This window comes from Leifsonia tongyongensis (assembly GCF_010686705.1).
In the GTDB taxonomy this organism is placed as follows: Bacteria; Actinomycetota; Actinomycetes; order Actinomycetales; family Microbacteriaceae; genus Diaminobutyricibacter; species Diaminobutyricibacter tongyongensis.
In genome coordinates this window covers 261,213-283,350 of the sequence record NZ_JAAGWY010000005.1, presented here as the reverse complement: position 1 = coordinate 283,350, position 22,138 = coordinate 261,213, and the positions used below count along the sequence as shown (strand labels likewise).

Here is a 22,138-nt window from a genome sequence, read left to right as displayed (position 1 = left end):
CTTCGTCGAACGCCTGTCAGGAGCATCCGTGTACACCCTCACCAACGTCACCAAGACGTACACCCAGTCCCGCCGCAACGTCACCGCACTCAACAATGTGACCCTCGAGATCCCGGATGGCCAGATGGTGGTCATCCAGGGCCCGACCGGCGGCGGCAAGTCGACCCTGCTGCAGATGCTCGGCGCGCTCGACCGGCCCACCTCGGGTTCGGTCGAACTGGAGAAGTCGAGCCTGTCGAAGCTGGGCGACGGCAAGCTGACCAAGATCCGAGCGACCGACATCGGCTTCGTGTTCCAGGGCTTCAACCTGATCCCGACGCTGACGGCGCAGGAGAACGTCGAGACCGCGCTGGCTCCGCTGAAGATCAGCGGAGCGGAGCGCAAGCGGCGTGCGGCCGAGGCACTCGTCTCGGTCGGGCTCGGCGATCGCGGCAGCCACCTGCCGTCCGAACTGTCCGGCGGCCAGCAGCAGCGGGTCGCGATCGCGCGGGCCCTGGTGAAGGACCCGGATGTGCTGCTCGCCGACGAACCCACGGGCAACCTCGACGAGGAGACCCGTGACGAGATCATGGACCTTCTCGAGGGGCTCTGGCGCGACCGCGGCCTCACGCTGATCGTCGTCACCCACGATTCGGCGATCGCGAAGCGGGCGCAGCGCCGCCTGCACATCAAGCACGGCCAGGTGAAGGAGGTCGCCTAGCGGCGCGACCTGCCGGCGAGTGTGACCGTTCCGGTCGAGCGTGCCGTCGAGAGTCGCCGTTCCCGCCGAGATGACTCGGCGGAACGGCGACTCTGAGCATGAAGGGTGACTCTCGGCGAACTACTCAGGCAGCCGGGGCGCTACTCGGGCAGCACGGTGAGGCCGAGCGAGCCGACGAGGACGGCGGCCTGGCGGGCGTCCACGACCGCGCCCTTCAGTTGCGCCGTGAGCGGGTCGAGCGAGCTGAGGTCGCTGCCGCGCAGGTCGGCGCCGGTGAAGTCGGCCCTTTCCATCCATGCCCCCGACAGGTCGCATCCGCTGAATGTCGCGCCATCGCAGCGCGCACGGTTCAGGTCGGCTTCGCGCAGCTTCACACCGTGGAACGTCGTCCCGCTCAGCTTCGCGCCGGCCAGCCCGACGAACGACCAGTCGCCGGCGGCGACGTCCACCAGGTCGAACGAGCACCCGTCGAACACGCTTCCGGTGAGCTTGCACCGGGTGAATGACGCGTCGAAGAAGTTGCAGCGGCTGAACGTGCAGTTGATGAAGGCGCTCTCGGTGTGCTTCGACACGTTGAACCGCACATTGGTGAAGCTGCACTCGGTGAACACCGCGGACGTGCTGGAGATTTCGGTCATGTCGACGTCGACCCAGGCGACCCGCGTGTACTCGACCTTCTCGAGGTCGCGCCCGTACCAGTCCTCACCCCTGATCGTCGTATCGGCCATCCGCCCATCCTAGGCAGCGAGAGTCACCGCTGCCGCCGAGTCCGCCCGGCTGGACGGCGACACTCGGCGGCAACGGTGACTCTCGGCAGTGCCTCGACTCAGTCCTGGTTGGAGAAGGCGGCGTCGAAGGATGCGGTGGGCAGCTTCCAGAGGAGCGAGCGGATGTACCCGACGGCCTCTTCGGCGCCGTGCAGGCGGTCCATGCCCGCGTCCTCCCACTCGATCGAGATGGGTCCCGTGTAGCCGATCGACGTCAGCGCACGGAACGAGTCCTCCCAGGGAACGTCGCCGTGCCCCGTCGAGACGAAGTCCCAGCCGCGCCGCGGGTCGCCCCACGGCAGGTGCGAGCCGAGCACGCCGGCCCGGCCGTTCTTCGGACGTAGCCGTGTGTCCTTGCAGTCGACGTGGTAGATGCGGTCCTTGAAGTCGACGATGAACCCGACCGGATCGATGTCCTGCCACATCATGTGGCTCGGGTCCCAGTTGAACCCGAACGCTTGACGATGGTCGATCGCCTCGAGCGACCGCACGCTCGACCAGTAGTCGTACGCGATCTCCGACGGGTGAACCTCGTGCGCGAACCGCACCCCTTCGCCGTCGAACACGTCGAGGATGGGGTTCCAGCGGTCGGCGAAGTCCTGGTAGCCGGCGTCGATCACGTCGGCGGGCACCGGCGGGAACTGCGCGACGTACGGCCAGATCTTCGAGCCCGTGAAGCCGACGACGGTGTCGACGCCGAGGCGCCGGGCGACTTTCGCGGTCAGTTTGAGCTCTTCCGCCGCACGCTGCCGCACGCCCTCCGGGTCGCCGTCGCCCCACACCTTCGAGCCGACGATGGCCTGGTGCCGGAAGTCGATCGGGTCGTCGCAGACGGCCTGGCCTTTGAGGTGGTTCGAGATCGCCCAGACCTTGAGGCCGTACCGGTCGAGGATGTCGAGTCGGCCCTGGAGGTAGTCGTCGTCCTCTGCGGCACGCCACACGTCGAGGTGTTCGCCGGAGCACGCGATCTCGAGGCCGTCATAGCCCCATTCGCTGGCATGTTTCGCGACTTCTTCGAGCGACAGGTCGGCCCACTGGCCGGTGAACAGCGTGACCGGATGGGTCGACTTCAGTTCGGTGGATGCTTCGGTGGTCATGTGCGTGGTCCTTACTCGATCTCGATCCAGGAGCCCGACTCGGCTGCGTCGAGCACCGCATCCGTCACGCGCACTGCGCGTAGTCCGTCTGCGAACTGCGGCAGTCCGTCGGGTGTGGTGCCGCCGATGGCGGCATAGGTGTCGGCGACGAACGCGTTGAACGCGTCCTGGTATCCCTGCGGATGCCCGGAGGGCACGACGCACAGGCGCGCCGCGTCGTCGTGCAGCTGGTCGGCGTCGCGCGGGATGAGCAGGCTGCCCGACCGGCGCCCGACCCAGAGCGTCTCCGGATGCTCCTGGTCGAACGCGACGCTCTCGGCGCTTCCCGCGATCTCGAGGTGCAGCCTGTTCTTGCGGCCGGGAGCCACCTGCGAGACGAGCAGTGTTCCGATAGCGCCCGACTCCGTCTGGAGCACCACCGCGACGGCGTCCTCCGTGGCGATGTCGCGATGGGCAGCGCGCTCGGCGAACACCGTCTTCTTCGTGGCGGCGACGCGTGCGACGCGGTCGCCGCTGACGAATTCGACGAGGTCGACGAGGTGCGATCCGATGTCGGCGAATGCGCGCGACCGGCCGCCCTGCGTCGAGTCGACGCGCCAGTTGTCGTCGTCGGCACCGAGCAGCCAGTCCTGGAGGTAGGAGCCGTGGATGCTCAGCACCCGGCCCGCGGATCCGTCGCCGAACCGCGCTCGCGCCTCGCGCACCATCGGGTGGAAGCGGTAGACGAACGGCACCGTCGCGACGCTCGTGCCCGCTGCCTCGAGCATCCGCTCGGCATCCGCGACCGTCGTTGCCAGCGGCTTCTCGCAGACGACCTGTTTTCCGGCGGCGAGCGCCGCGACGGCCTGGTCGGCGTGCAGCGCGTTCGGCGTGGTCACATGCACGACGTCGACGGAGTCGTCGGCCAGCAGCGCGTCGAAGGATGCGTACCCGCTGTCGAAGCCGAGTTCATCCGCTGCCTTCGCTGACTTCTCCGCCGTCGACGACGCGATCCCGACGAGCCGTGCCCGTGCCGCCCGCGCGGCCCGCGAGTGCACGGTCGCCATGAATCCGCCGCCGACGACGGCGACGCCGAGCTGGTCGGCTCCCATGCGCGTCAGGCTCCGGGTGCGAGCGTCGCCGCTCGCGGGTCCCAGTCCTCGGGGAGGCTCGGCGCGACCGTCACGGTGCTCTCGATGACGACCGGGGTGCCGGAGGTGCCGGCCTCGATCGTCGAGACCATGACGTCGAGCACGTGGTACGCCTGCTCACCGGATGCGCGCTCAGGGCGACCGGCCCGGATGGCACGCGCGAGCTCGAGCACACCGGTACCGCGCGAAGTCGTCGAACCGTGCGCCGGGATGGTCTCGACTTCATCGCGGCTGCGGTGGATGACGAGCTCCCCGTCGAAGCCGTTGGGGTCGGGCACGACCAGGGTGCCTTCGGCGCCGGCGACCTCGAACTGCGTGCGGGAGAGCTTCGAGTCGAAGCTGAAGACGCACTGCGCGGTCTGGCCGTTCTCGAACTCATAGAGGGCACTGACATGCGTCGGCACCGTCACGGTGAATTCTTCGCCGGCGCGCGGCCCGGACCCGATGATGCGGGTCTCGCGCGCCTTGGAGACGACCGCACTCACCTTGGCGACGGGGCCGAACAGCTGCACCAGCGTGGTGATGTAGTACGGGCCGATGTCGAACAGCGGGCCAGCGCCTTCCTGGAACAGGAAGTCCGGGTTCGGGTGCCACGACTCGGGCCCGGGGCTCTGCATGAGCGTGAGCGCGGTCAGCGGTGCACCGATGGCGCCGCTCTCGACGAGACGGCGGGCCGACTGGATCCCCGCTCCGAGGAACGTGTCGGGCGCCGTGGCGACACGGAGCCCTGCAGCGTGGGCCGCGTCGAGCAGCTCGCGTCCGCTCTCGCGGTCGAGGGAGAACGGCTTCTCGCTCCAGACGTGCTTGCCCGCGGCGAGCGCCTGGAGCGCCACCTCGACGTGCACCTTGGGGATCGTCAGGTTCACGACGATCTCGATGGCGTCGTCGGCGAGCAGCTCGGCGACGGAACCCGAGCCCGGCACGCCGAACGCGGCCGCCTGGCTGCTCGCCCGCTCCTCGTCGATGTCCGCGATGAAGCGCACGTCGAGGTCGGGGAACGCCGTCAGGTTCTCGAGGTACTGCGTGCTGATCACACCGGCGCCGATGAGGCCGACGCCGACCCTTCCGGTGCGGGTGCCTGCCGCGCTCACGCGAAAACGTCCGAGGTGAGGAAGGCGTAGCTGTCGGCGATGGCCTGGAAGCGGTCGCCGCGCGAGTCGTCGAGTTCGATGACCCGGAGGGCATCCGGTGCGGCCGCGATGATGTCGGCGATCGGCAGCGAACCCTGGCCGACGGCGACCTGGTCCTTGGTCTCGGTGGTACCGGGGCCGTCTTTGATGTGGAGTGCCACGACGCGGTCGCCGAGGCGCTTCAGCAGCGCCACCGGGTCCTGGCCGCCGACCGCGACCCAGTAGGTGTCGACCTCGAGCACGACCCGGTCGTCGAGCTGGCTCGCGAAGTATTCGAGGGCGGTGACGCCGTCGACCGTGTTCTCGATCTCGTGGGCGTGGTTGTGGTATCCGACGCGCACTCCGTAGCCGGCGGCCACCTCGGCCGCCGCGTTCAGCTGGGCGGCTGTTTCGTCGATGTCGGCCTTCTGCGTCCAGCGGTCGGGCGTGACGTACGGGTCGATGACCGTCTCGATGCCGAGCGCCTTGGCCGCTTCGAACACGGGCGCAGCGTCGGTGCCGATGAAGCTCTGGTGCGTGGTGGGAGCTGAGAGGCCCGCATCGGCGAGTCCGCGCGCGAGGGCGTCGCCGAAGGAGACGAAAGCGAACGGCTCGACCTGGGTGAAGCCGAGTTCGGCCAGCCGCTTGAGCGTTCCGGCCGTGTCTTCCTGTAGAAGTTCCCGCACGGTGTAGAGCTGAACGGAAAGTTTGGACTGCGTCACGATTCTCCTCGTCGAGTGTTGCTGGATTGCGCGCTGCGCGTGTCCCATTCAATCAGACTTCTGCCGCTTGTCAATCAAAAGTCCATCGTCGATCGCCGTCTTTACTGTGCCCGGCTGGACAATGTGGTTCAATGACTGCATGAGCGACATCGTGCGGGAACGGCCCCTCGTGGCGCCCGAGGCCGCGTCGCTGCTCGCGATCCTGCGCGACGGCGTGCCGCGGACGCGCGCACAGCTCGCGGAGCTGACGGGCCTCGCCCGCTCGACGGTCTCGACCCGCATCGACTCGCTGACCGCATCCGGCCTGATCAGTCCGGCCGGCGACGCTGTCTCCACCGGCGGCCGCCCTCCCGCGCGCATCGCGTTCAAACCCGAGTCGCGCATGATCGTCGCCATCGATCTCGGCGCGACCCACGGGGTGGTCGCCATCGCCGACCTCGCCGGCACGATTCTCGACAGCGAGTCCCGCCGCCTCGCCATCGCCGACGGTCCGGAGCCGATCCTCGACTGGGCCCTCGACACAGCGAAGCGGCTGGTCGCCGAGACCGGCCGGCCGCTCGCCGACCTCGTCGGTGTCGGTATCGGCGTTCCCGGACCGGTCGAGCACTCGACCGGGATGCCCATCAACCCCCCGATCATGCCCGGCTGGGACCGCTTCGACATTCCCGCCTACGTCGCTGCCTCCTTCGCCGAGGTGCCCGTCCTCGTCGACAACGACGTCAACCTTCTCGCGCTCGGCGAGCAGGCGACCGCGTGGCGCGACCAGTCCGACCTGCTCTTCGTGAAGGTCGCCACCGGCATCGGCGCCGGCATCATCAACGGCGGGCGCCTCCAGCGCGGCGCCCAGGGGTCGGCGGGCGACCTCGGGCACGTGCGCGTGCCGTTCACGAACGAGACCGCGAGTCACAGTGCGAAGGATGCGGACCTCGAGGCACTCGCCAGCGGCCCTGCCATCGCCCGCTCACTCTCGGCAGCCGGCATCCCCGCGACCACGAGCGAGGACGTCGTGGCACTCGCACGCTCCGGCAACCCGGATGCGCTCCAGGCCATCCGTCAGGCGGGGCGCGACCTCGGCGAGGTCGTCGCCACCTGCGTCAACCTCCTCAACCCGTCCGTCGTCGTCATCGGCGGCAGCATCTCACGCGTCGGCGAACAGCTTCTCGCCGGCGTCCGCGAAGTCGTCTACCAGCGGTCGACGCCACTCGCCACCCAGCATGTGACCATCACCCAGTCGAAGGCGGGAGAGACCGGCGGCGTGCTCGGGGCAGCAATCATGGTCATCCAGCATGTGCTGGACCCCGAGACCGCCCATTCCACGCCCGTCCGGCGTTAGCCGTCACCAGCCGGGCACACGCACACGCACACGCACACGAAAGGATTCGTCGTGAGCACGAAGTCGAATGACAGGAAACCAGCACTCCGCGTCGGAGTGGTCGGGCTCGGATGGGCCGGCCAGCAGCACATGGACGCGTACGCGTCGCTCGACGGCGTCGAACTCGTCGCACTCGCCGGGATGGAGGACGAGGCGCGGGCGGAGCTCGGCGAGCGCTACGGCGTGACGCGGCTGTACCGGGACTGGAAGGACCTCGTCGCCGAAGGCGGCCTCGACATCGTCAGCGTCGCCGTCCCGACGTTCCTGCACGCCCCGATCACTGTCGGCGCGCTCGAAGCAGGGTTGCACGTCCTCTGCGAGAAGCCGATCGCGCGCAGTGCCGTGGAAGCGCAGGCGATGGTGGATGCGGCCCGCTCGGCCGGGCGCGTGCTCGAGATCGCCTTCAACCACCGGCGTCGCGGAGACATCGAAGCCCTCAAGGCCGCCATCGACGCGGGCACGATCGGTCGCCCCTACCACGGACGCGCGATCTGGCTGCGCCGGGCGGGCATCCCCGCACTCGGCAGCTGGTTCACCAACCGCGAGATGGCCGGGGGCGGACCCCTGATCGACCTGGGCGTGCACGTGCTCGACTACGCTCTGCACCTGTTCGGCGAACCGAAGGTGACCGCCGTGTCGGCCGTCACCCACGCCGAGCTCGGGACGCGGGGCCTCGGCGGCGCAGTCGCGGCCAAGCAGCAGGTGGGCTCGGCCTACGAGGTCGAGGATCTCGCGAGTGTGCTGCTCCGCCTCGAGGGCGGGGGCTCCCTGATGATCGAGACCAGCTGGGCGGCCTACCGGCCGGCCGGCGACGAATTCGGCATCACGATCTACGGCACAGAAGGCGGCGCCGACCTGCGGGTGGTCGACTACGCGCCCGTCGGCGAATTGACGATCTTCACGGGACAGGACGAGACGAGCGAGGATGTCGTGGTGAAGGCTGATCCGGGCCGAGGACATCACGCCGTGATCGAGACGTTTATCGAGCACGTGCGCGACACAGAGCACTGGGCGCACTACGACGGGTCGCTGGCGCTCGAACGAGCGCGCGTGATCGACGCGTGCTACGCATCCGCCGCCGCAGGGGCAGAGGTCGTCCTCGAGCCTGCCTCGGTCGCAGGAAAAGGAGAGGAACGATGAGCGCACTCAGCGTCACCGTCTGGAACGAAGGCGTGCACGAGACCACCCAGCCGGAGATCGCTGCGATCTACCCGGACGGCATCCACGGCGCCATCGCTGATGGGCTGGCCGGCCTGCTGGACGGGGCGCGCATCCGCACCGCCACGCTCGCCGACCCTGAACACGGCCTCAGCGAAGACGTGCTCGCCGACACCGACGTATTGCTGTGGTGGGGGCACATCGCCCACGATCAGGTCGCCGACGACGTCGTAGAACGAGTGCGCAGGCACGTGCTCGGCGGCATGGGCCTGATCGTGCTGCACTCGGGTCACTTCTCGAAGATCTTCATCCGCCTGCTCGGCACCACCTGTTCGCTCGCGTGGCGGAACGAAGCGGAACGCGAGGTGGTGTGGACGGTCGCACCGACGCATCCCATCGCTCACGGCATCGAGCAGCCGATCGTGATCGACCACCAGGAGATGTACGGGGAGTTCTTCGACATCCCGAAACCGGACGACCTCGTGTTCATCAGTTCGTTCGCGGGCGGCGAGGTGTTCCGCTCCGGGGTGACGTTCACCCGGGGCCGCGGCAAGATCTTCTACTTCAGCCCCGGCGACCAGGAGTACCCGGTGTACTTCCATCCGCAGGTGAGGCGAGTGCTCGCCAACGGTGTTCGCTGGGCCGCGCCGGTTGCCGGTGAGAGGCGAGAACCCGAGGTCACGAACCCGTCGGCGGACTGGTTCGCGCGCTGAGTTTCTTTGGCAGCAAACCCAAGGGATCGGCTGAGCACGCTTCGAGTGCTTCCCGACCCTCGTCTGGGTCTGAAAACGGAAATGCCATGGTGGGTACGTCTCGCTTGTAGTCGCTCGCGTCGTAGCCGCGAGGGACTACGCCTTTCCTTCCGAGGCATGCGGCTGCGATCTTTGCCTCGTCAAGATTCTGTGGGTTCCTCCGCATAGCGAAGTAGAGCGAGCCCACCGTGTCGTAGCCCGACGACGCGGAGCAGTTGTCGGATATCCGGTTCGCCTTGTCCGGTCCCATTTCAGGGGGAAAGCCGAACTCGAGCGAGCCGCCCGGATTGATGCCAGCAGTCGTTAGGCCGCCGGCCCGGAGGCAGGTGATGAATCTGTTCTCGACTTCGGCAAACTCCGCCTCTGAGATCGTCCCGTCGGACAGTGCGTTCCGCTCAAAGTCGGAGCTCGCCTTTCTAAAGGCATAAGTGAGATCTCCGGCCCACGGCCCGGAGAACTCGGGAAGGGAGATGCTCACGTCCGAAGGGTGACTCCCCGTAGAAGATGAGGGTTGGCTTGTGCAACCGCAGAGTGCAGCGAGCGAGATGATTGCGCATACCGAGATCGGTACTGCCCCAAGAAGCTTCTTCAACTGTTGCCTGTTCTTCACTGATCGACATGGCCTGACAGACCGGGACGCGCGGATGATGGCAAGGGGGACACATCGGCGCATCCCGGTCCGAATGAATCACCATTGTGATGCGATTCATCTTCACTGTAGTGCATATACACCTCGGGCGTAACTTCACTATCGAAGTTTATGGAAAACTGGTGATATGACGAATCTCGAGACCCTTCCCGCGCCGCGCCACCCCGACCCGTCGGACGCTCCCGCGCTGCGCTGGGGCATCCTGGCACCCGGTGTGATCGCGAACGACTTCGTCGAGGCCGTCCGGATGCACACGCGACAGAAGGTCGTCGCCGTGGGTTCGCGCACCCTCGACCGCGCCGTCGCATTCGCCGCACGGCACGGCTTCGAGCGCGCCTACGGATCGTACGAGCAGCTCGTCACCGACCCCGAGGTCGACATCGTCTACGTGGCATCGCCGCACAGCGAGCACACCGCCCACGCGCTCCTCGCGATCGCTGCGGGCAAGCACGTCCTGATCGAGAAGCCGATGGCGGTCACGGCGGCCGACGCGCGCATCATCGCCGAGGCCGCGCGCGCGGCGGGCGTCTTCGCCATGGAAGCGATGTGGACCCGGTACCTGCCGCAGACCGACATCGCCCGGCAGCTCCTCGCCGATGGGATGCTCGGCGAGGTGAAAATCGTCACGGCCGACTTCGGCGGCGCCGCGCCCTTCGACCCCGCGAGCCGCCTGTACGACCCGGCGCTCGCCGGAGGCGCGCTCCTCGACCTCGGCGTGTACGTCGTGTCGTGGGCATCCTTCGCGCTCGGCGCGCCCGAGAGCGTCGTCGCGACCGGGGAGCTTGCGCCGACCGGTGTCGATGCCCAGGTCGCGCTCCTGCTCACCTCCCCCGGCGGCGGGCAGGCGCTGCTCAGCACGAGCCTGCTGGCTGGCACGCCCTCGCTCGCCACGATCAGCGGAACCGCCGGCCGCATCGAAATGGATGCTCCCTTCTGGGGCCCGAGCGGCATCCGGTTTCACGGCCCCGGCGGCACCGTCGCACACTGGATCGACCCCTACGGCAGGCCCTACCGCCAGGGCATGTCGTATGAGGCGGCGGCCCTTGCGCGCTACATCACCGACGGCCTGACCGACTCGCCGCTGCATCCGCTCGACGAGGCGATCACCACACTCGAGACGATCGACGAGGCGCGCCGCCAGGTGGGCTACTGGAGCGCTCCCGGCGGGGCACAATAGACAGGTGACCGACCTGATGTTGACCTTTCCCTGGGAGGTCGACGTGACGGCGAAACCCGCCCACCTCTCCCACGAGACGCGCATCGTCGCCCGCGCCAGCGACCGCGTCGCCTGGCTGCGGGCGCGAAGCCGGGGCATCACGGCCACTGACGTCGCAAAACTGTCGACGCAGCTCTCGGTGCGGAAGGCCGCACTCGACAAATTGCACGGAACCGGCTTCACCGGCAACGTCTACACCGAGCACGGCCGTGCGCGGGAGCCGCAGATCGCCTCGTGGGTCCGCGCCAACTACGGCATCGAGCCCAGCGACGCACTCTTCCACGCCGAAGCAAGCCGCAAGCACCTCGCGACGCCAGACGGACTCGTCGTCCGCGACAACGGCACCATCGAGCTGGCAGAGATCAAGACGACGAACAAGGGCTGGCGGAGCATCCCCCGCCATTACCTCCGGCAGGTCTGGTGGCAGCAGTACGTCCTCGGCGCCGAGCGAACGCTGTTCGTCTGGGAGCAGCACCACGACTTCATTCCGGTCGACGGCGAGCCCGAATGCCGCTGGATCGACCGCGATGAGAACGAGATCGCGATCCTGGTCAACCTCGCGGACCAGCTGATCGCGACACTTATGCGGACTCGCTGAGGCCCGACCCGCGCGTCCACGGGGACTCGCCGTGGACTCGCTCACGCGCATCCGGAACAGCGGACTCGCCCGCGCTGCTGCGCTCGCGGCCTTCGACGACGAGCGCGAGCCCGTAGGTCGCGAGCCATGCGATCGCCACCGTCATTCCGGCGAACTCCAGCCACGACCCGAAATCGACGGCGACGTGAACGAGCGCCAGCAGCCCGCCGACCCCGGAGATCACGCCGACCGCGATGCAGGACACCAGCGAGAATCGCGCGATACGTGGCCGCCGGCGCGAGAACGCGACCTGGAGCATGGCGTAGCAGGCCGCCGCGAACCCGAGCACCGCGAACGTGGTGTGCACAAGATCCTGGGTGGTCGACCGGGGGTCCACGATCGGCACCGGGCACGTGGCCGTGCAGGTGACCTGCGAAGCGACCGCGAAGCACACGCCTGCGAAACCGATCGTCACTGCGGGCAGCCAGCGGCCGAGCATCCTGACCTGCGCGCGAGCGTGGCCCGCGGCGAGCGCGATGGCGAGCCCGCCGACAGCGATGCAGAGCAGCGCCACCTGGAACGGCCCAGCGGTCGGAGTGCCGACGGCCCCCAGCTCACTGACATACACGGGATACGGCACGGTCAGGCGGGCGGCCCAGATGATCACCAGGCCCGACAGGACGGCGGCCGTGCCGGACACGACGAGGGCGGGGGTCACTCGCTGCCATCCACGGGTCAGCAGACCGGACGGACCTCTCACCCTGCAACCTTTCGCCGGCGACCGGCCGGCGGCGGACCCGCGCGGCGTTCGGTCAAGGATCGTAGCGTGCAGACCTGAGCGGTTCTCGTGACACCGAGCGGGGGTATCCGAAACGGATTGTTCACATCCGGTGACGCGACCGTAACACGGGTGACGCATTGGCGGGTTTGACTGGGATAGACACGAGATTCGGCCCCAGACGCCGGTCGAGGCTGTCACCGGCGACGACGAGGGGACGATCCATGCGCAAGACGATGCAGGCCGCGGTCATCGACGAGGCGGGAGAACCCGGGGTCTTCCGCGTGACCGAGCTCGCGGTGCCCGATCGCGTCAGCGCGGAGTTCCTCGTCAAAGTGGTCGCGGCAGGCGTGAATCCGATCGACGCAAAAACGCGGGCAGGGCGCGGAGTGTTCGACTCGATCCGCGAGTTCCCGAGCGTCCTCGGCCAGGACTTCAGCGGTGTCGTGGTGCAGTCACCCTACGAGGCGCATCCGATCAAACCGGGCGACGAGGTGTTCGGAATGGTCATGGTGCCGCGCTTCCGCGGATCGTATGCCGAATACGTCACGGTCCCCAGCATCAGCGTCGTACGCAAACCGAGCACGCTCTCGCACATCGAGGCCGCGGGCGCCCCGCTCGCTGCGCTGACCGCGTGGGGCATGGTGGTCGAGGTGGCCAAAGCCCACGAAGGGCAGCGGATGCTCATCCATGCCGGCAGCGGCGGCGTCGGGCATTTCGCGGTGCAGTTCGCCTCGTACTTCGGGGCGTACGTGATCGCGACTTCGTCGGAACGGAACCTCGGCTGGCTGCGCGAGCTGGGCGCATCCGAAGTCATCGACTACGCGAGCACCAGATTCGAGGACGTGGTCTCGGATGTGGACGTCGTCATCGACCTGGTCGGAAACGTCCACGATGACACGGGCACGCGCTCGCTGCAGGTGCTGCGCTCTGGCGGGCTGATCGTCAACGTCCCGACCGGCAGCTGGCCGACCTTCGCCGAGGATGCCGCCGCGGCCGGGGTGCGCGGGACCGGGTTCAAGGTGGCGCCGGACGGGCACAGTCTCGCGGTGATCGCTCGTCTGCTCGAGTCGGGCGCCGTCCGGGTCCATGTCGACCGGATCTTCGGCCTGTGCGACGTCGCCGACGCCCACCGCCTTCTCGAGCTGGGACACACCCGCGGCAAGCTCGTCGTGAAAGTCGCCGAGGGCTGACGCGGCGTCAGAGCACGCGCTCCATCACCCAGTCGCGCTCGAGGCGGTCGCCGACGAGGAAGCGCTTCGACCCGACCCGCTCGAAGCCGTGCTTGGCATAGAAGCGCTGGGCCCGCGCGTTCTCCTCGTTGACGCCGAGCCAGATTCCGCCGGCCTTGCGTGCGGCGGCAGCATCGAGGCTCGCGCGCATCAGCAGCGCGGCGACGCCTGCGCCGTGGTGGCCGGGCAGCACATAGCACTTGCTCAGTTCGCTGGTGGGACGCACGCGGATCGCGCTCACTGCATCCGCATCCGACGGTTCACCGTGCACGAGCATCGCGTAACCCGCGACCGCGCCCTCGGCCGTCTCGACCAGTAGAAGGTCGCGGGCCGGGTCGGCGAGATACTCGGCGAATCGCTCCTCCGAGAGGACGTTCGCTATGAATTGCGCCTTGGCATCGTCGGTCGTGTGCGGAGGGCACGCGAGCGGAAAGGTGACGGCTGCGACAGCCGCGAGGGCGGCCGCGTCCTCCGCGGTCGCCGGCCGGACGTTCACGGTCATCCGCCCACTCTACCGACCGACCGTGAGCGCCGCGAAAGGTGCGAGAAGCGGGGAATCGCTGCCCCAGAGGGCACTTCTCGCACCTTTCGCGGGCGGGCGGCCGCCCCTCAGCTCGCGAGAGCCAGCGCCGGTGACGTCTCGTCGTCGACGAGGTAGCGCGCATAGGCGCCGATGGTCAGGAACGTCGGGAACTCGGGCTGCAGCGCGACGTCGGTGAGGACATCCGCCGCCTCCGCGAAGCGGTCGCCCGGCGTTCCGCCGAGGCGAGCGAGCTCATCGTTCAGGATGCGCGAGACCTCCTCACGGTCGACGAGCACACCTTCCGCCGTGACGGTGCGGTTCTCGATCCACTGCCAGAGCTGCGAGCGCGAGATCTCGGCCGTGGCGGCATCCTCCATGAGGTTGTCGATCGCGACCGCGCCGATGCCGCGCAGCCAGGACTCGATGTAGCGCAAGGCGACGACGACGTTGTCGCGCACACCGTCGAAGGTGACCTCGCCGCCGATCGAGCCGATGTCGAGCAGCTGGGCGCCGTCGACGTGGACGTCTTCGCGCAGGCGGTCAAGCTGGTTCGGCCGGGCGCCGAGCACCGCGTCGAACTCGGCCCTCGCGGTCGCGATCAGGTCAGGATGCGCGACCCAGGTGCCGTCGAACCCGTCGGCCGCTTCACGCCGCTTGTCGGCCCCGACTTTCTCGAGCGCCTGCTCGGTCACGAGCGGATCCCGACGGTTCGGGATGAACGCACTCATGCCGCCGATGGCATACGCGCCGCGCCGGTGACAGGTCGCGACGAGCAGCTCCGTATACGCCCGCATGAACGGGACCGTCATGGTGATCTGCTTGCGGTCGGGGAAGACGAACCGGCGACCGCGCGAACGGAACGTCTTGATGATGCTGAAGATGTAGTCCCAGCGCCCTGCGTTGAGGCCGGCGCAATGCTCGCGCAGTTCGTAGAGGATCTCCTCCATCTCGAATGCGGCCTGGATGGTCTCGATCAGCACGGTCGCACGGATCGTGCCTGCGGGCATCCCGATGTACGCCTGCGCGAACACGAAGATGTCGTTCCAGAGCCGTGCCTCTTCGCGGCTTTCGAGCTTGGGCAGGTAGAAGTACGGGCCACGGCCGGCGGCGACGAGACGTGCCGCGTTGTGCCAGAAGTGCAGCCCGAAGTCGACGAGGCTCGCAGACGCCGCCATCGACCGCCCCGCCCGGTCGGTGAACGCGATGTGCTTCTCGACCAGGTGCCAGCCGCGCGGCCGCACCACGATCGTCGGGGTCGCCCCCGCCGTGACGCGGTACTGCTTGCCCTCCGGGCCCGTGTACGAGAGTTCGCCCCGTGTTGCGTCGAGCAGGGAGAGCTGCCCGCCGATGATGTTCGCCCAGGTCGGGCTCGTCGCATCTTCGAGATCGGCGAGCCACACCTTCGCACCCGAGTTGAGCGCGTTGATGGTCATCTTCGGGTCGGTGGGCCCGGTGATCTCGACGCGGCGATCCTCGAGGCCAGGTCCCGCGCCCGTGACCTGCCACGACGCATCGGCCCGGATGTGCTCCGTCTCGGACAGGAATCGCGGATCGCGACCGTTCGCCGCGTCGACGCGCTTGCGCAGGCGTTCGGCGAGCAGTTCGTGCCGTCGCGCTGCGAAGCGCTCGTGCAGCTCCCGTAGGAACTCGATCGCCTCGGGCGTCAGTATCTCGTCGAAGCGATCCTCGATCGCTCCCGTGATCTCGATCATGGTCTTTCTCCTTCTCAGACGTGTCAGAACTGTTCGGACTCGGTGCTGCCCACCAGCGCGAGGGTTGCGCTGCCGGGGTTGAGCGCGGTCGCAATGCGGTCGAAGTAGCCCGTGCCGACCTCCCGCTGGTGGCGGGTCGCGGTGTAGCCGTCGCGCTCGGAGGCGAACTCGGCTTCCTGCAGATCGACATACGCACTCATGTGACGCTCGGCGTAGTCCTTCGCCAGCGTGAACATCGAGTGGTTGAGGGCGTGGAACCCGGCCAGCGTGATGAACTGGAATGCGTACCCGTATGAGGCGAGCTCACGCTGGAACCGGGCGATCTGGTCTTCGTCGAGGTGGGATCTCCAGTTGAACGACGGCGAACAGTTGTAGGCGAGTTTCTTGCCGGGGAAGTCGCGGTGGATGCGCTCGGCGAAGGTCCGCGCGAGTTCGAGGTCGGGTTCGGCGGATTCGACCCACAGCAGGTCGGCGTATGGCGCGTAGGCGAGGCCACGCGCGATCACCGGGTCGATTCCGTGCCTCACCTCGTAGAACCCTTCGGCGGTGCGCCCGCCGGTGAGGAACGGGCGGTCGCGTTCGTCGTGATCGCTGGTGAGGAGCGTCGCGGCGAGCGAGTCGGTGCGGGCGATCACGATGGTGGGAACACCAGCGACGTCGGCACCGAGCCGCGCTGCGTTCAGGGTGCGGATGTGCTGCCCCGTCGGCACGAGCACCTTGCCTCCCATGTGGCCGCACTTCTTCTCGCTCGCCAGCTGGTCCTCCCAGTGCACGCCGGCAGCGCCGGCTTCGATCATCGAGTGCATGAGTTCGTAGGCGTTGAGGGGGCCGCCGAAGCCGGCTTCCGCATCCGCCACGATCGGTGCGAGCCAGTCGCCGGGCTCGATCTGGTCGGCGCGCAGCAGCGCGTTGTTGATGCGCCGCACGACCGCGGGCACCGAGTTCGCCGGGTAGAGGCTCTGGTCCGGGTAGGTCTGGCCCGACAGGTTCGCGTCGGCGGCGACCTGCCAGCCGGAGAGGTAGATGGCTTTCAAGCCGGCCCGCACCTGCTGCACGGCCTGGTTGCCGGTGAGCGCGCCGAGCGCCGCGACCCAGTGCGGGTCGTCGGCGCTGCCGGGCGTCTGGATGAGCTCCCACAGTTTCTCGGCGCCGCGGCGGGCGAGCGTCCGCTCCTCCCGCACCGTCCCGCGGAGGGCGACAACATCGGCGGCGGTGTAGTCGCGGCGGATGCCCTCCCAGCGTGGGTCGGCATCCCATTCGAGTTGCAGTTCGGCTGCGGTCTGCGTCACATCGCCCGGTCGGCGAGGTGTGTTGTCTGCGGTGCTCACGGGGTCCTCCATCGGTGTCGTTCGCGGGCTGTTGCATCGATCATTCGGGGTGCGCAACCCCGGCAGAGCGAATTGGTTTGCAGAACTTTTGCTGTTCTTCTGTTTGTCAGAACTTCCGCGCCGTGTCACCATGACGTGCATGACGATCACCACCGAGACGGAAGAGGAGGCGGATGCGGCCGTCGACGCGCTGAACCTCGGCAGGCGCATCCGGGCGTACCGCATCGAGCGGGGTCTGACGCTCGACGCGCTCGCGACCGCGATCGACCGGGCGCCGTCACAGGTCTCGACCATCGAGAACGGCAACCGCGAACCCCGGCTCGCCCTGCTTCGTGCCATCGCATCCGCGCTCGCCGTCTCCGTCGACGACCTGCTCTCGCCCGAGCCCCCGAACGAGCGTGCCGCGCTCGAGATCGCGGTCGAGCGCGCACAGCGCGGCCCCGTGTTCGCGGCCCTCGGGCTCGAACCTGTGCGCGTCTCCAAAGGCCAGAGCGACGAGAACCTGCGCACGATCCTTGCGCTTCACCAGGAAGTCGAACGACTGCACCGCGAGCGCGCGGCGACACCCGAGGAAGCGCGGCGGGCGAACGCCGAGCTGCGACGCACGATGCGCGCCCGTGACAACTACTTCGGCGAACTCGAGGACATGGCCACCGAACTGCTCACGGCGGTCGGCCACACCGGCGGGCCCGTCTCCCACCAGGTGGTCGCCGACATGGCGAACCACCTCGGCTTCTCCCTGCACTACGTCGGCGACCTGCCGCACTCGACACGTTCGGTCACCGATAAGCGCAACGGCCGGATCTACCTTCCGACCGAGCCGTCAGCGTCCCGTGACTCGCGCTCGCCGATCCTGCAAGCGTTCGCCTCCCATCTGTGTGGCCACGATGAGCCCAGAAATTATGCGGACTTTCTGCGCCAGCGCGTCGAGACGAACTATCTGACGGCCGCCATCCTGCTTCCCCAGAAGGATGCTGTGGCATTCCTCTCCGAAGCGAAGAACTTCCGGCGCATCTCGATGGAAGACCTGCGCGACGCCTTCGCGGTCTCGTACGAGACGGCCGCGCACCGCTTCACCAACCTGGCGACCGCTCGGCTCGGCATCCCCGTGCATTTCATGAAGGTGCACGAGTCCGGAACGATCATCAAGGCGTACGAGAACGACTCCGTCTCCTTCCCGTCGGATGCGCTCGGCGCGATCGAGGGAACCACCGTCTGCCGCAGCTGGACCGCGCGCACCGTGTTCGACGTCGACGACCGATTCAGCCCGTACTACCAGTACACGGACACACCCCGCGGGACGTTCTGGTGCACGTCGCGCATCGAGAAGGCCAAAGAGGGCGACTACTCGGTGAGCGTCGGCGTGCCGTTCGAACACGTCAAGTGGTTCCGCGGCCGCGACACGCAGCATCGGGCGCTGTCACGCTGCCCCGACGAGACGTGCTGCCGGCGCGCGCCCGCAGTGCTCGCCGAGAAGTGGGAAGGCCAGTCGTGGCCCAGCGCCCGAACTCCCACCAGTCTTCTCGCAGCGCTGCCGACCGGCACATTCCCTGGTGTCGACGCCACCGAGGTCTACACGTTCCTCGAGCGGCATCAGCCGCACTGAGCTGTCGTCGGCGAGCACAGGGTTCTTCGCGTTATCAGGGCACCTTTTCGGGAATAGCACTGTGCTCGGCAATCGCCTCGAACGGAATGGTCGGAAAATCACGATTTCACGACGGAATCCGCCGCTGAAAGCGGCCCGGACCGGAGAGAATGTCAGCAACGACGCGAAGAGGCGAGGATCGACGTGGGCACCACGGTTTTCGAGAGGATGCGGCCGGACCCATCCGTGGTCAACCACGCGTTGGCGGCGACCCGCCAGTCCCCATTCTGGATCGAGGACGCGCCGGCAGACAGCTATGCCGTCCTGACGGCGGATACGCACTGCGACCTCGCCGTCGTCGGGGGCGGCTACTCGGGTCTCTGGACGGCCCTGCTCGCCAAGCGGCGGAACCCTTCGGCGCGGGTCATGCTGCTCGAGGCGCGGCGCATCGGCTGGGCTGCCTCCGGCCGCAACGGCGGCTTCTGCGAATCCAGCCTCACTCACGGCGACGAGAACGGCCTCAGCCGTTTCCCCGACGAGTTCGAACGGCTCCAGGAGTTGGGCCAGGCCAACCTCGACGACATCGAGCGCACCATCGGTGAGCTGGGCCTCGACTGCGACTTCGAACGGAACGGCGCGATCGACATCGCGACCGAACCGTACCAGGTCGACTGGCTTCGCGAGGCCGCGAACGGGGTCGACGCCCTGTTCCTCGACACGGATGCGGTGCGAGCGCAGGTGAACTCCCCCACGTTCGAGGCCGGACTCTTCCGCATCCGCGACTCGGCCCTCATCCACCCGGCCAAGCTGACCCGTGCCCTCGCGGGTGCGTGCGCCGAGCTCGGCGTGGAGCTTCACGAGCACACGCCCGTGACCCGCCTCGACACGGCGGGCCTGAGCGTGGCGGACGGCGCCGAGCTCCGCACCCCTCGCGCAACGGTGCGGGCCCGCAAGGTCGCACTCGCCACGAATGTCTTCCCCTCCTTGCTGAAGCGCAACCGGTTCGCGACGGTGCCCGTGTACGACTACGTGCTCATGACCGAACCGCTGACGGATTCGCAACTTGCGTCCATCGGCTGGAAAGGCCGGCAGGGGCTCGGCGACTCCGCCAACCAGTTCCACTACTACCGGCTGAGCCGCGACAACCGCATCCTCTGGGGCGGCTACGACGCGATCTACCACTACGGCGGGCGCGTGCGAGACGAATACGAGGACAGGCCACGGACGTTCCGGCGTCTGGCGAGCCACTTCTTCACGACGTTCCCGCAGCTGGAGGGCATCCGCTTCACCCACAAATGGGCGGGCGCGATCGACACCTGCAGCCGCTTCTGCGCGTTCTTCGGCAGTGCGCGCGACGGTCGGGTCGCCTACGCAGCCGGATTCACGGGGCTGGGGGTCGCATCCACCCATTTCGGCGCCCAGGTGATGCTCGACCTGCTCGAGGGCAGCCCGACCGAACGCACGGAACTGGCCATGGTGAAGAGCCGCCCGCTGCCGTTCCCACCCGAGCCGGCCGCATCCATCGGCATCAACCTGACCCGTCGAGCGCTCGACCGGGCCGACCACGACGGCGGCAGGCGCAACCTGTACCTGAAAACCCTCGACGCGGTCGGCCTCGGCTTCGACTCCTGACCCGTTCTCACCCACGCAGCGCAGAGGAGCACTGTTTCACATGGATGTACTCGAAAGGGTCGGCCGCATCGGCGCGGTCGACGTCGAACTCGACCACGAGCCCGTGCCGGTCGGCCAGGTCGTGACCGGTTCGCCGGCGACCGGATCGCGCGCGCTCGGCAGCTTCGACGGTCATGAGGTGGGCGTGTGGGAGATGACGCCCGGTGCGATGAGCGATGTCGAAGCCGACGAGGTGTTCGTGGTGGTGTCGGGGCGTGCGACGGTCGAGTTCGTCGAGACAGGAGCGTGGCTGCTGCTGGGACCCGGGGATGTGGTGCAGCTTCACGCGGGCGACCGCACGATCTGGACGGTGACGGAGACGCTGCGGAAGGTCTACCTCGGCTGAGGTCGCTGCGGCCTGTCGCCACTTCGTTGCGCCCCGGCCACGTCGGTACGTCCCGGCCACCTCGAGCTGGCCGGGACGACTCGAACTGGCGGGGACGCGGCTGCGCCCGCTATCAGTGGGCCGACGTGCGGCGCGCGAGGAGAGCGGCGTGGAGGGCGCTGACGGTCTCGCCGTCGTCGAGGTCGGCTCCGAGGAGATCCTCGATGAGGGCGATCCGCTGGTAGAAGACGGAGCGGGAGAGGTGGCTCGAGGCAGCCGCCTTCGTCCGGTTGCCGGGGTTCGACGCGTAGGCCTGGAGCACCGACAGCAGGTCTCTCCCGTTGTCGAGGTCGTACTCGATCAAGGGTCGGAGCATCTGCTCGCTGTGCGCCTGAAGCCGAGGGTCGCTCCCGAACGAGTTGATGAAGCGCAGCAGCGGTCTGCTGTCGACGCGGTACACCGACAGGTTCCGCCGCCGGCTTCCCCCGTTGCGCGCCAGGAGCTCCGTCGCCTCCTCCACAGAGGCGAGAAGGCCCGGGATATCCACAGCTTCCGCCCCGACCGCCACCACGAGTTCTTCGACGGCAAGACTGGCTGCATGAGCATAACGACGGGCGAACGTATCGATCGCGTGGTCGGTCAGCTGCTGGTTCTGGCCGAGCGAGAGGGCGACGATGAGCTGGGCGCCGGGGGATGCCGGATGCGCGCCGGCCAGAGCATCCACACCGATGTCCCTGGCTGCGGCCAGCGCGGCGGGCGCGCTCTGCGCGGCGGATGCCGTCGCGCCGTCCGACCGCGAGACGAGCGCGAGACCGACAAGCCTGCGCCCGCGCACAGCGATCCCCGCTGCCTCGAATCGCGCGACGAGTCCGCTCTCACTGCTGAACCGGCCGCCGATGAGTGCCCTCAACAGATACTCGTGACTTTGCCGCGTCCATTCGTCGGCATCGCGATCGGCGAGGCGGCTGAGAGCGAGGGCGACCGCGGCCTGTTCGAGAACGTTCGAGCGGCCGGCCGGGTGCGGAGCGCCGGGCAGCGCGATCAGGTGGCCCCAGCGGATCCCACGCGCCTCGACAGGGGTGATCAGCCAGTCGGTGTCCGCGGAGCGGTGAGCGACCCGCGAGCGCTGCTCCCACGCGTCGAGCACGTCGTCGCCCGCGTCGAGCGCCTCGAACGCCACAACGTGGTGATTGAGATTCTCGAGCACGACCGGGGCTCCGAGCACCCGCCCGACCTGGGAGACGATGAAGTCCGCGGGGCTTCCGCGCAGGCTCAGGTCGGTGAAGAGGGCGTGGATGTCGTCCCTTGCACGCAACGCGGCCATCTGATCCGAGATGATCCGCGAGTGCACGGCTTCGGTGATCGCAACGAACCGTGCTTCACGGTGGAGCACGATCAACGGGAGGCCGAGCGCCGTTGCCGCCGTGACCAGGGCGCGGGGAACGGCGTCGAAACGAACACCGAGCTCCAGGACGAGACCTGCGATGCCGGCACTCACGAGCTGTGCGATGAATCCGCCGAGACCGGCATCGTCGCTCGGCCAGCCCACGCCGGTGGAGAGCAGAAGCTCGCCCCCGCTGACCAGGTGAGCGACCGAAGCCGTCTCCGTCACGTGCACCCAGCGGACCGGCCGATCCAGGTGGTCGGCACCGGCGAGCACCTCGGGCAGCGCCGCCGCGACGTCATCGAAACGCAGCACCTCGCGGATGGTCGGGAGGACAACGCCCTCCCCCGC

At 68.2% G+C, this 22,138-nt stretch carries 21 protein-coding genes; 10 read left to right on the top strand and 11 right to left on the bottom strand.

Annotated elements, in window-relative coordinates:
• The first annotated feature begins 28 nt into the window (after nt 1-28).
• The gene (locus G3T36_RS18770) at nt 29-700 is read left to right on the top strand and encodes an ATP-binding cassette domain-containing protein (protein WP_163291454.1); all 672 of its coding nucleotides are present in this window, start codon (nt 29-31) and stop codon (nt 698-700) included.
• Nucleotides 701-840: 140 nt separating this feature from the next.
• Here the strand turns inward: G3T36_RS18770 and G3T36_RS18765 are convergent, their stop codons facing one another.
• The 5 genes from G3T36_RS18765 to G3T36_RS18745 form a co-directional block, all read right to left on the bottom strand.
• The gene (locus G3T36_RS18765; RefSeq protein WP_163291383.1) at nt 841-1,428 is read right to left on the bottom strand and encodes a pentapeptide repeat-containing protein; all 588 of its coding nucleotides are present in this window, start codon (nt 1,426-1,428) and stop codon (nt 841-843) included.
• A gap of 98 nt (nt 1,429-1,526) precedes the next feature.
• Nucleotides 1,527-2,564, bottom strand: coding sequence for a sugar phosphate isomerase/epimerase family protein (locus G3T36_RS18760; protein ID WP_163291382.1), 1,038 nt, complete (start codon nt 2,562-2,564; stop codon nt 1,527-1,529).
• Between the two features lie 11 nt (nt 2,565-2,575).
• Nucleotides 2,576-3,655: a Gfo/Idh/MocA family protein gene (locus G3T36_RS18755; protein WP_163291381.1), complete on the bottom strand. Its 1,080-nt coding sequence runs from the start codon at nt 3,653-3,655 to the stop codon at nt 2,576-2,578.
• A gap of 5 nt (nt 3,656-3,660) precedes the next feature.
• The gene (locus G3T36_RS18750) at nt 3,661-4,785 is read right to left on the bottom strand and encodes a Gfo/Idh/MocA family protein (RefSeq protein WP_163291380.1); all 1,125 of its coding nucleotides are present in this window, start codon (nt 4,783-4,785) and stop codon (nt 3,661-3,663) included.
• The gene (locus G3T36_RS18745; RefSeq protein ID WP_338031641.1) at nt 4,782-5,525 is read right to left on the bottom strand and encodes a sugar phosphate isomerase/epimerase family protein; all 744 of its coding nucleotides are present in this window, start codon (nt 5,523-5,525) and stop codon (nt 4,782-4,784) included. The genes G3T36_RS18750 and G3T36_RS18745 overlap by 4 nt, the downstream gene beginning before the upstream one ends.
• 139 nt (nt 5,526-5,664) lie before the next feature.
• Between G3T36_RS18745 and G3T36_RS18740 the strand changes: the two genes are divergently transcribed.
• The 3 genes from G3T36_RS18740 to G3T36_RS18730 are packed head-to-tail and all read left to right on the top strand — an operon-like array spanning nt 5,665 to nt 8,768.
• A complete protein-coding gene (locus G3T36_RS18740) occupies nt 5,665-6,858 on the top strand; it encodes an ROK family transcriptional regulator (RefSeq protein WP_163291378.1) in 1,194 nt (397 codons plus the stop codon).
• A 51-nt stretch (nt 6,859-6,909) separates the two neighbouring features.
• Nucleotides 6,910-8,037 carry a Gfo/Idh/MocA family oxidoreductase gene (locus G3T36_RS18735; RefSeq protein ID WP_163291377.1) on the top strand — a complete coding sequence of 376 codons (1,128 nt, stop codon included), beginning with the start codon at nt 6,910-6,912 and terminating at the stop codon, nt 8,035-8,037.
• The gene (locus G3T36_RS18730) at nt 8,034-8,768 is read left to right on the top strand and encodes a ThuA domain-containing protein (protein ID WP_163291376.1); all 735 of its coding nucleotides are present in this window, start codon (nt 8,034-8,036) and stop codon (nt 8,766-8,768) included. Before G3T36_RS18735 ends, G3T36_RS18730 begins: the two co-directional genes overlap by 4 nt.
• On the opposite strand, the gene G3T36_RS18725 is transcribed toward G3T36_RS18730, so the two are convergent.
• The gene (locus tag G3T36_RS18725; protein ID WP_163291375.1) at nt 8,734-9,285 is read right to left on the bottom strand and encodes a hypothetical protein; all 552 of its coding nucleotides are present in this window, start codon (nt 9,283-9,285) and stop codon (nt 8,734-8,736) included. The genes G3T36_RS18730 and G3T36_RS18725 overlap by 35 nt on opposite strands.
• Before the next feature lie 298 nt (nt 9,286-9,583).
• On the opposite strand from G3T36_RS18725, the gene G3T36_RS18720 reads away from it, so the two are divergent.
• Together G3T36_RS18720 and G3T36_RS18715 are read left to right on the top strand one after the other, a co-directional pair.
• A complete protein-coding gene (locus G3T36_RS18720; RefSeq protein WP_163291374.1) occupies nt 9,584-10,633 on the top strand; it encodes a Gfo/Idh/MocA family protein in 1,050 nt (349 codons plus the stop codon).
• Nucleotides 10,634-10,637: 4 nt separating this feature from the next.
• Nucleotides 10,638-11,270 (top strand): YqaJ viral recombinase family protein, encoded by a 633-nt coding sequence (locus G3T36_RS18715; protein WP_338031640.1) that lies wholly within the window; start codon nt 10,638-10,640, stop codon nt 11,268-11,270.
• Here the strand turns inward: G3T36_RS18715 and G3T36_RS18710 are convergent.
• Nucleotides 11,254-12,009 (bottom strand): DUF998 domain-containing protein, encoded by a 756-nt coding sequence (locus tag G3T36_RS18710; protein ID WP_163291373.1) that lies wholly within the window; start codon nt 12,007-12,009, stop codon nt 11,254-11,256. The genes G3T36_RS18715 and G3T36_RS18710 overlap by 17 nt on opposite strands.
• Before the next feature lie 242 nt (nt 12,010-12,251).
• On the opposite strand from G3T36_RS18710, the gene G3T36_RS18705 reads away from it, so the two are divergent.
• Nucleotides 12,252-13,220 carry an NADP-dependent oxidoreductase gene (locus G3T36_RS18705; protein ID WP_163291372.1) on the top strand — a complete coding sequence of 323 codons (969 nt, stop codon included), beginning with the start codon at nt 12,252-12,254 and terminating at the stop codon, nt 13,218-13,220.
• A 7-nt stretch (nt 13,221-13,227) separates the two neighbouring features.
• Here G3T36_RS18705 and G3T36_RS18700 read toward each other — a convergent pair whose 3' ends face one another.
• The 3 genes from G3T36_RS18700 to aceA form a co-directional block, all read right to left on the bottom strand.
• On the bottom strand, nt 13,228-13,761 hold the full coding sequence (locus G3T36_RS18700) for a GNAT family N-acetyltransferase (protein ID WP_163291371.1): 534 nt from the start codon (nt 13,759-13,761) through the stop codon (nt 13,228-13,230).
• A 107-nt stretch (nt 13,762-13,868) separates the two neighbouring features.
• Complete coding sequence (aceB, locus tag G3T36_RS18695) at nt 13,869-15,494, bottom strand: malate synthase A (RefSeq protein ID WP_163291370.1); 1,626 nt, start codon at nt 15,492-15,494, stop codon at nt 13,869-13,871.
• 23 nt (nt 15,495-15,517) lie between these two features.
• Nucleotides 15,518-16,834 (bottom strand): isocitrate lyase, encoded by a 1,317-nt coding sequence (gene aceA / locus G3T36_RS18690; RefSeq protein WP_163291369.1) that lies wholly within the window; start codon nt 16,832-16,834, stop codon nt 15,518-15,520.
• Nucleotides 16,835-16,961: 127 nt separating this feature from the next.
• Here aceA and G3T36_RS18685 point away from each other — a divergent pair, with 127 nt between their 5' ends.
• The 3 genes from G3T36_RS18685 to G3T36_RS18675 all read left to right on the top strand — a co-directional run bounded on the left by G3T36_RS18685 (nt 16,962) and on the right by G3T36_RS18675 (nt 20,424).
• On the top strand, nt 16,962-18,428 hold the full coding sequence (locus G3T36_RS18685) for a helix-turn-helix domain-containing protein (RefSeq protein WP_240148649.1): 1,467 nt from the start codon (nt 16,962-16,964) through the stop codon (nt 18,426-18,428).
• Nucleotides 18,429-18,611: 183 nt separating this feature from the next.
• Nucleotides 18,612-20,039 (top strand): NAD(P)/FAD-dependent oxidoreductase, encoded by a 1,428-nt coding sequence (locus G3T36_RS18680; protein WP_338031638.1) that lies wholly within the window; start codon nt 18,612-18,614, stop codon nt 20,037-20,039.
• A 40-nt stretch (nt 20,040-20,079) separates the two neighbouring features.
• Nucleotides 20,080-20,424, top strand: a complete 345-nt coding sequence (locus tag G3T36_RS18675) for a cupin domain-containing protein (RefSeq protein ID WP_163291367.1) — start codon at nt 20,080-20,082, stop codon at nt 20,422-20,424.
• 112 nt (nt 20,425-20,536) lie between these two features.
• Here the strand turns inward: G3T36_RS18675 and G3T36_RS18670 are convergent, their stop codons facing one another.
• The gene (locus G3T36_RS18670) at nt 20,537-22,102 is read right to left on the bottom strand and encodes a PucR family transcriptional regulator (RefSeq protein ID WP_338031637.1); all 1,566 of its coding nucleotides are present in this window, start codon (nt 22,100-22,102) and stop codon (nt 20,537-20,539) included.
• Nucleotides 22,103-22,138: the final 36 nt, after the last annotated feature.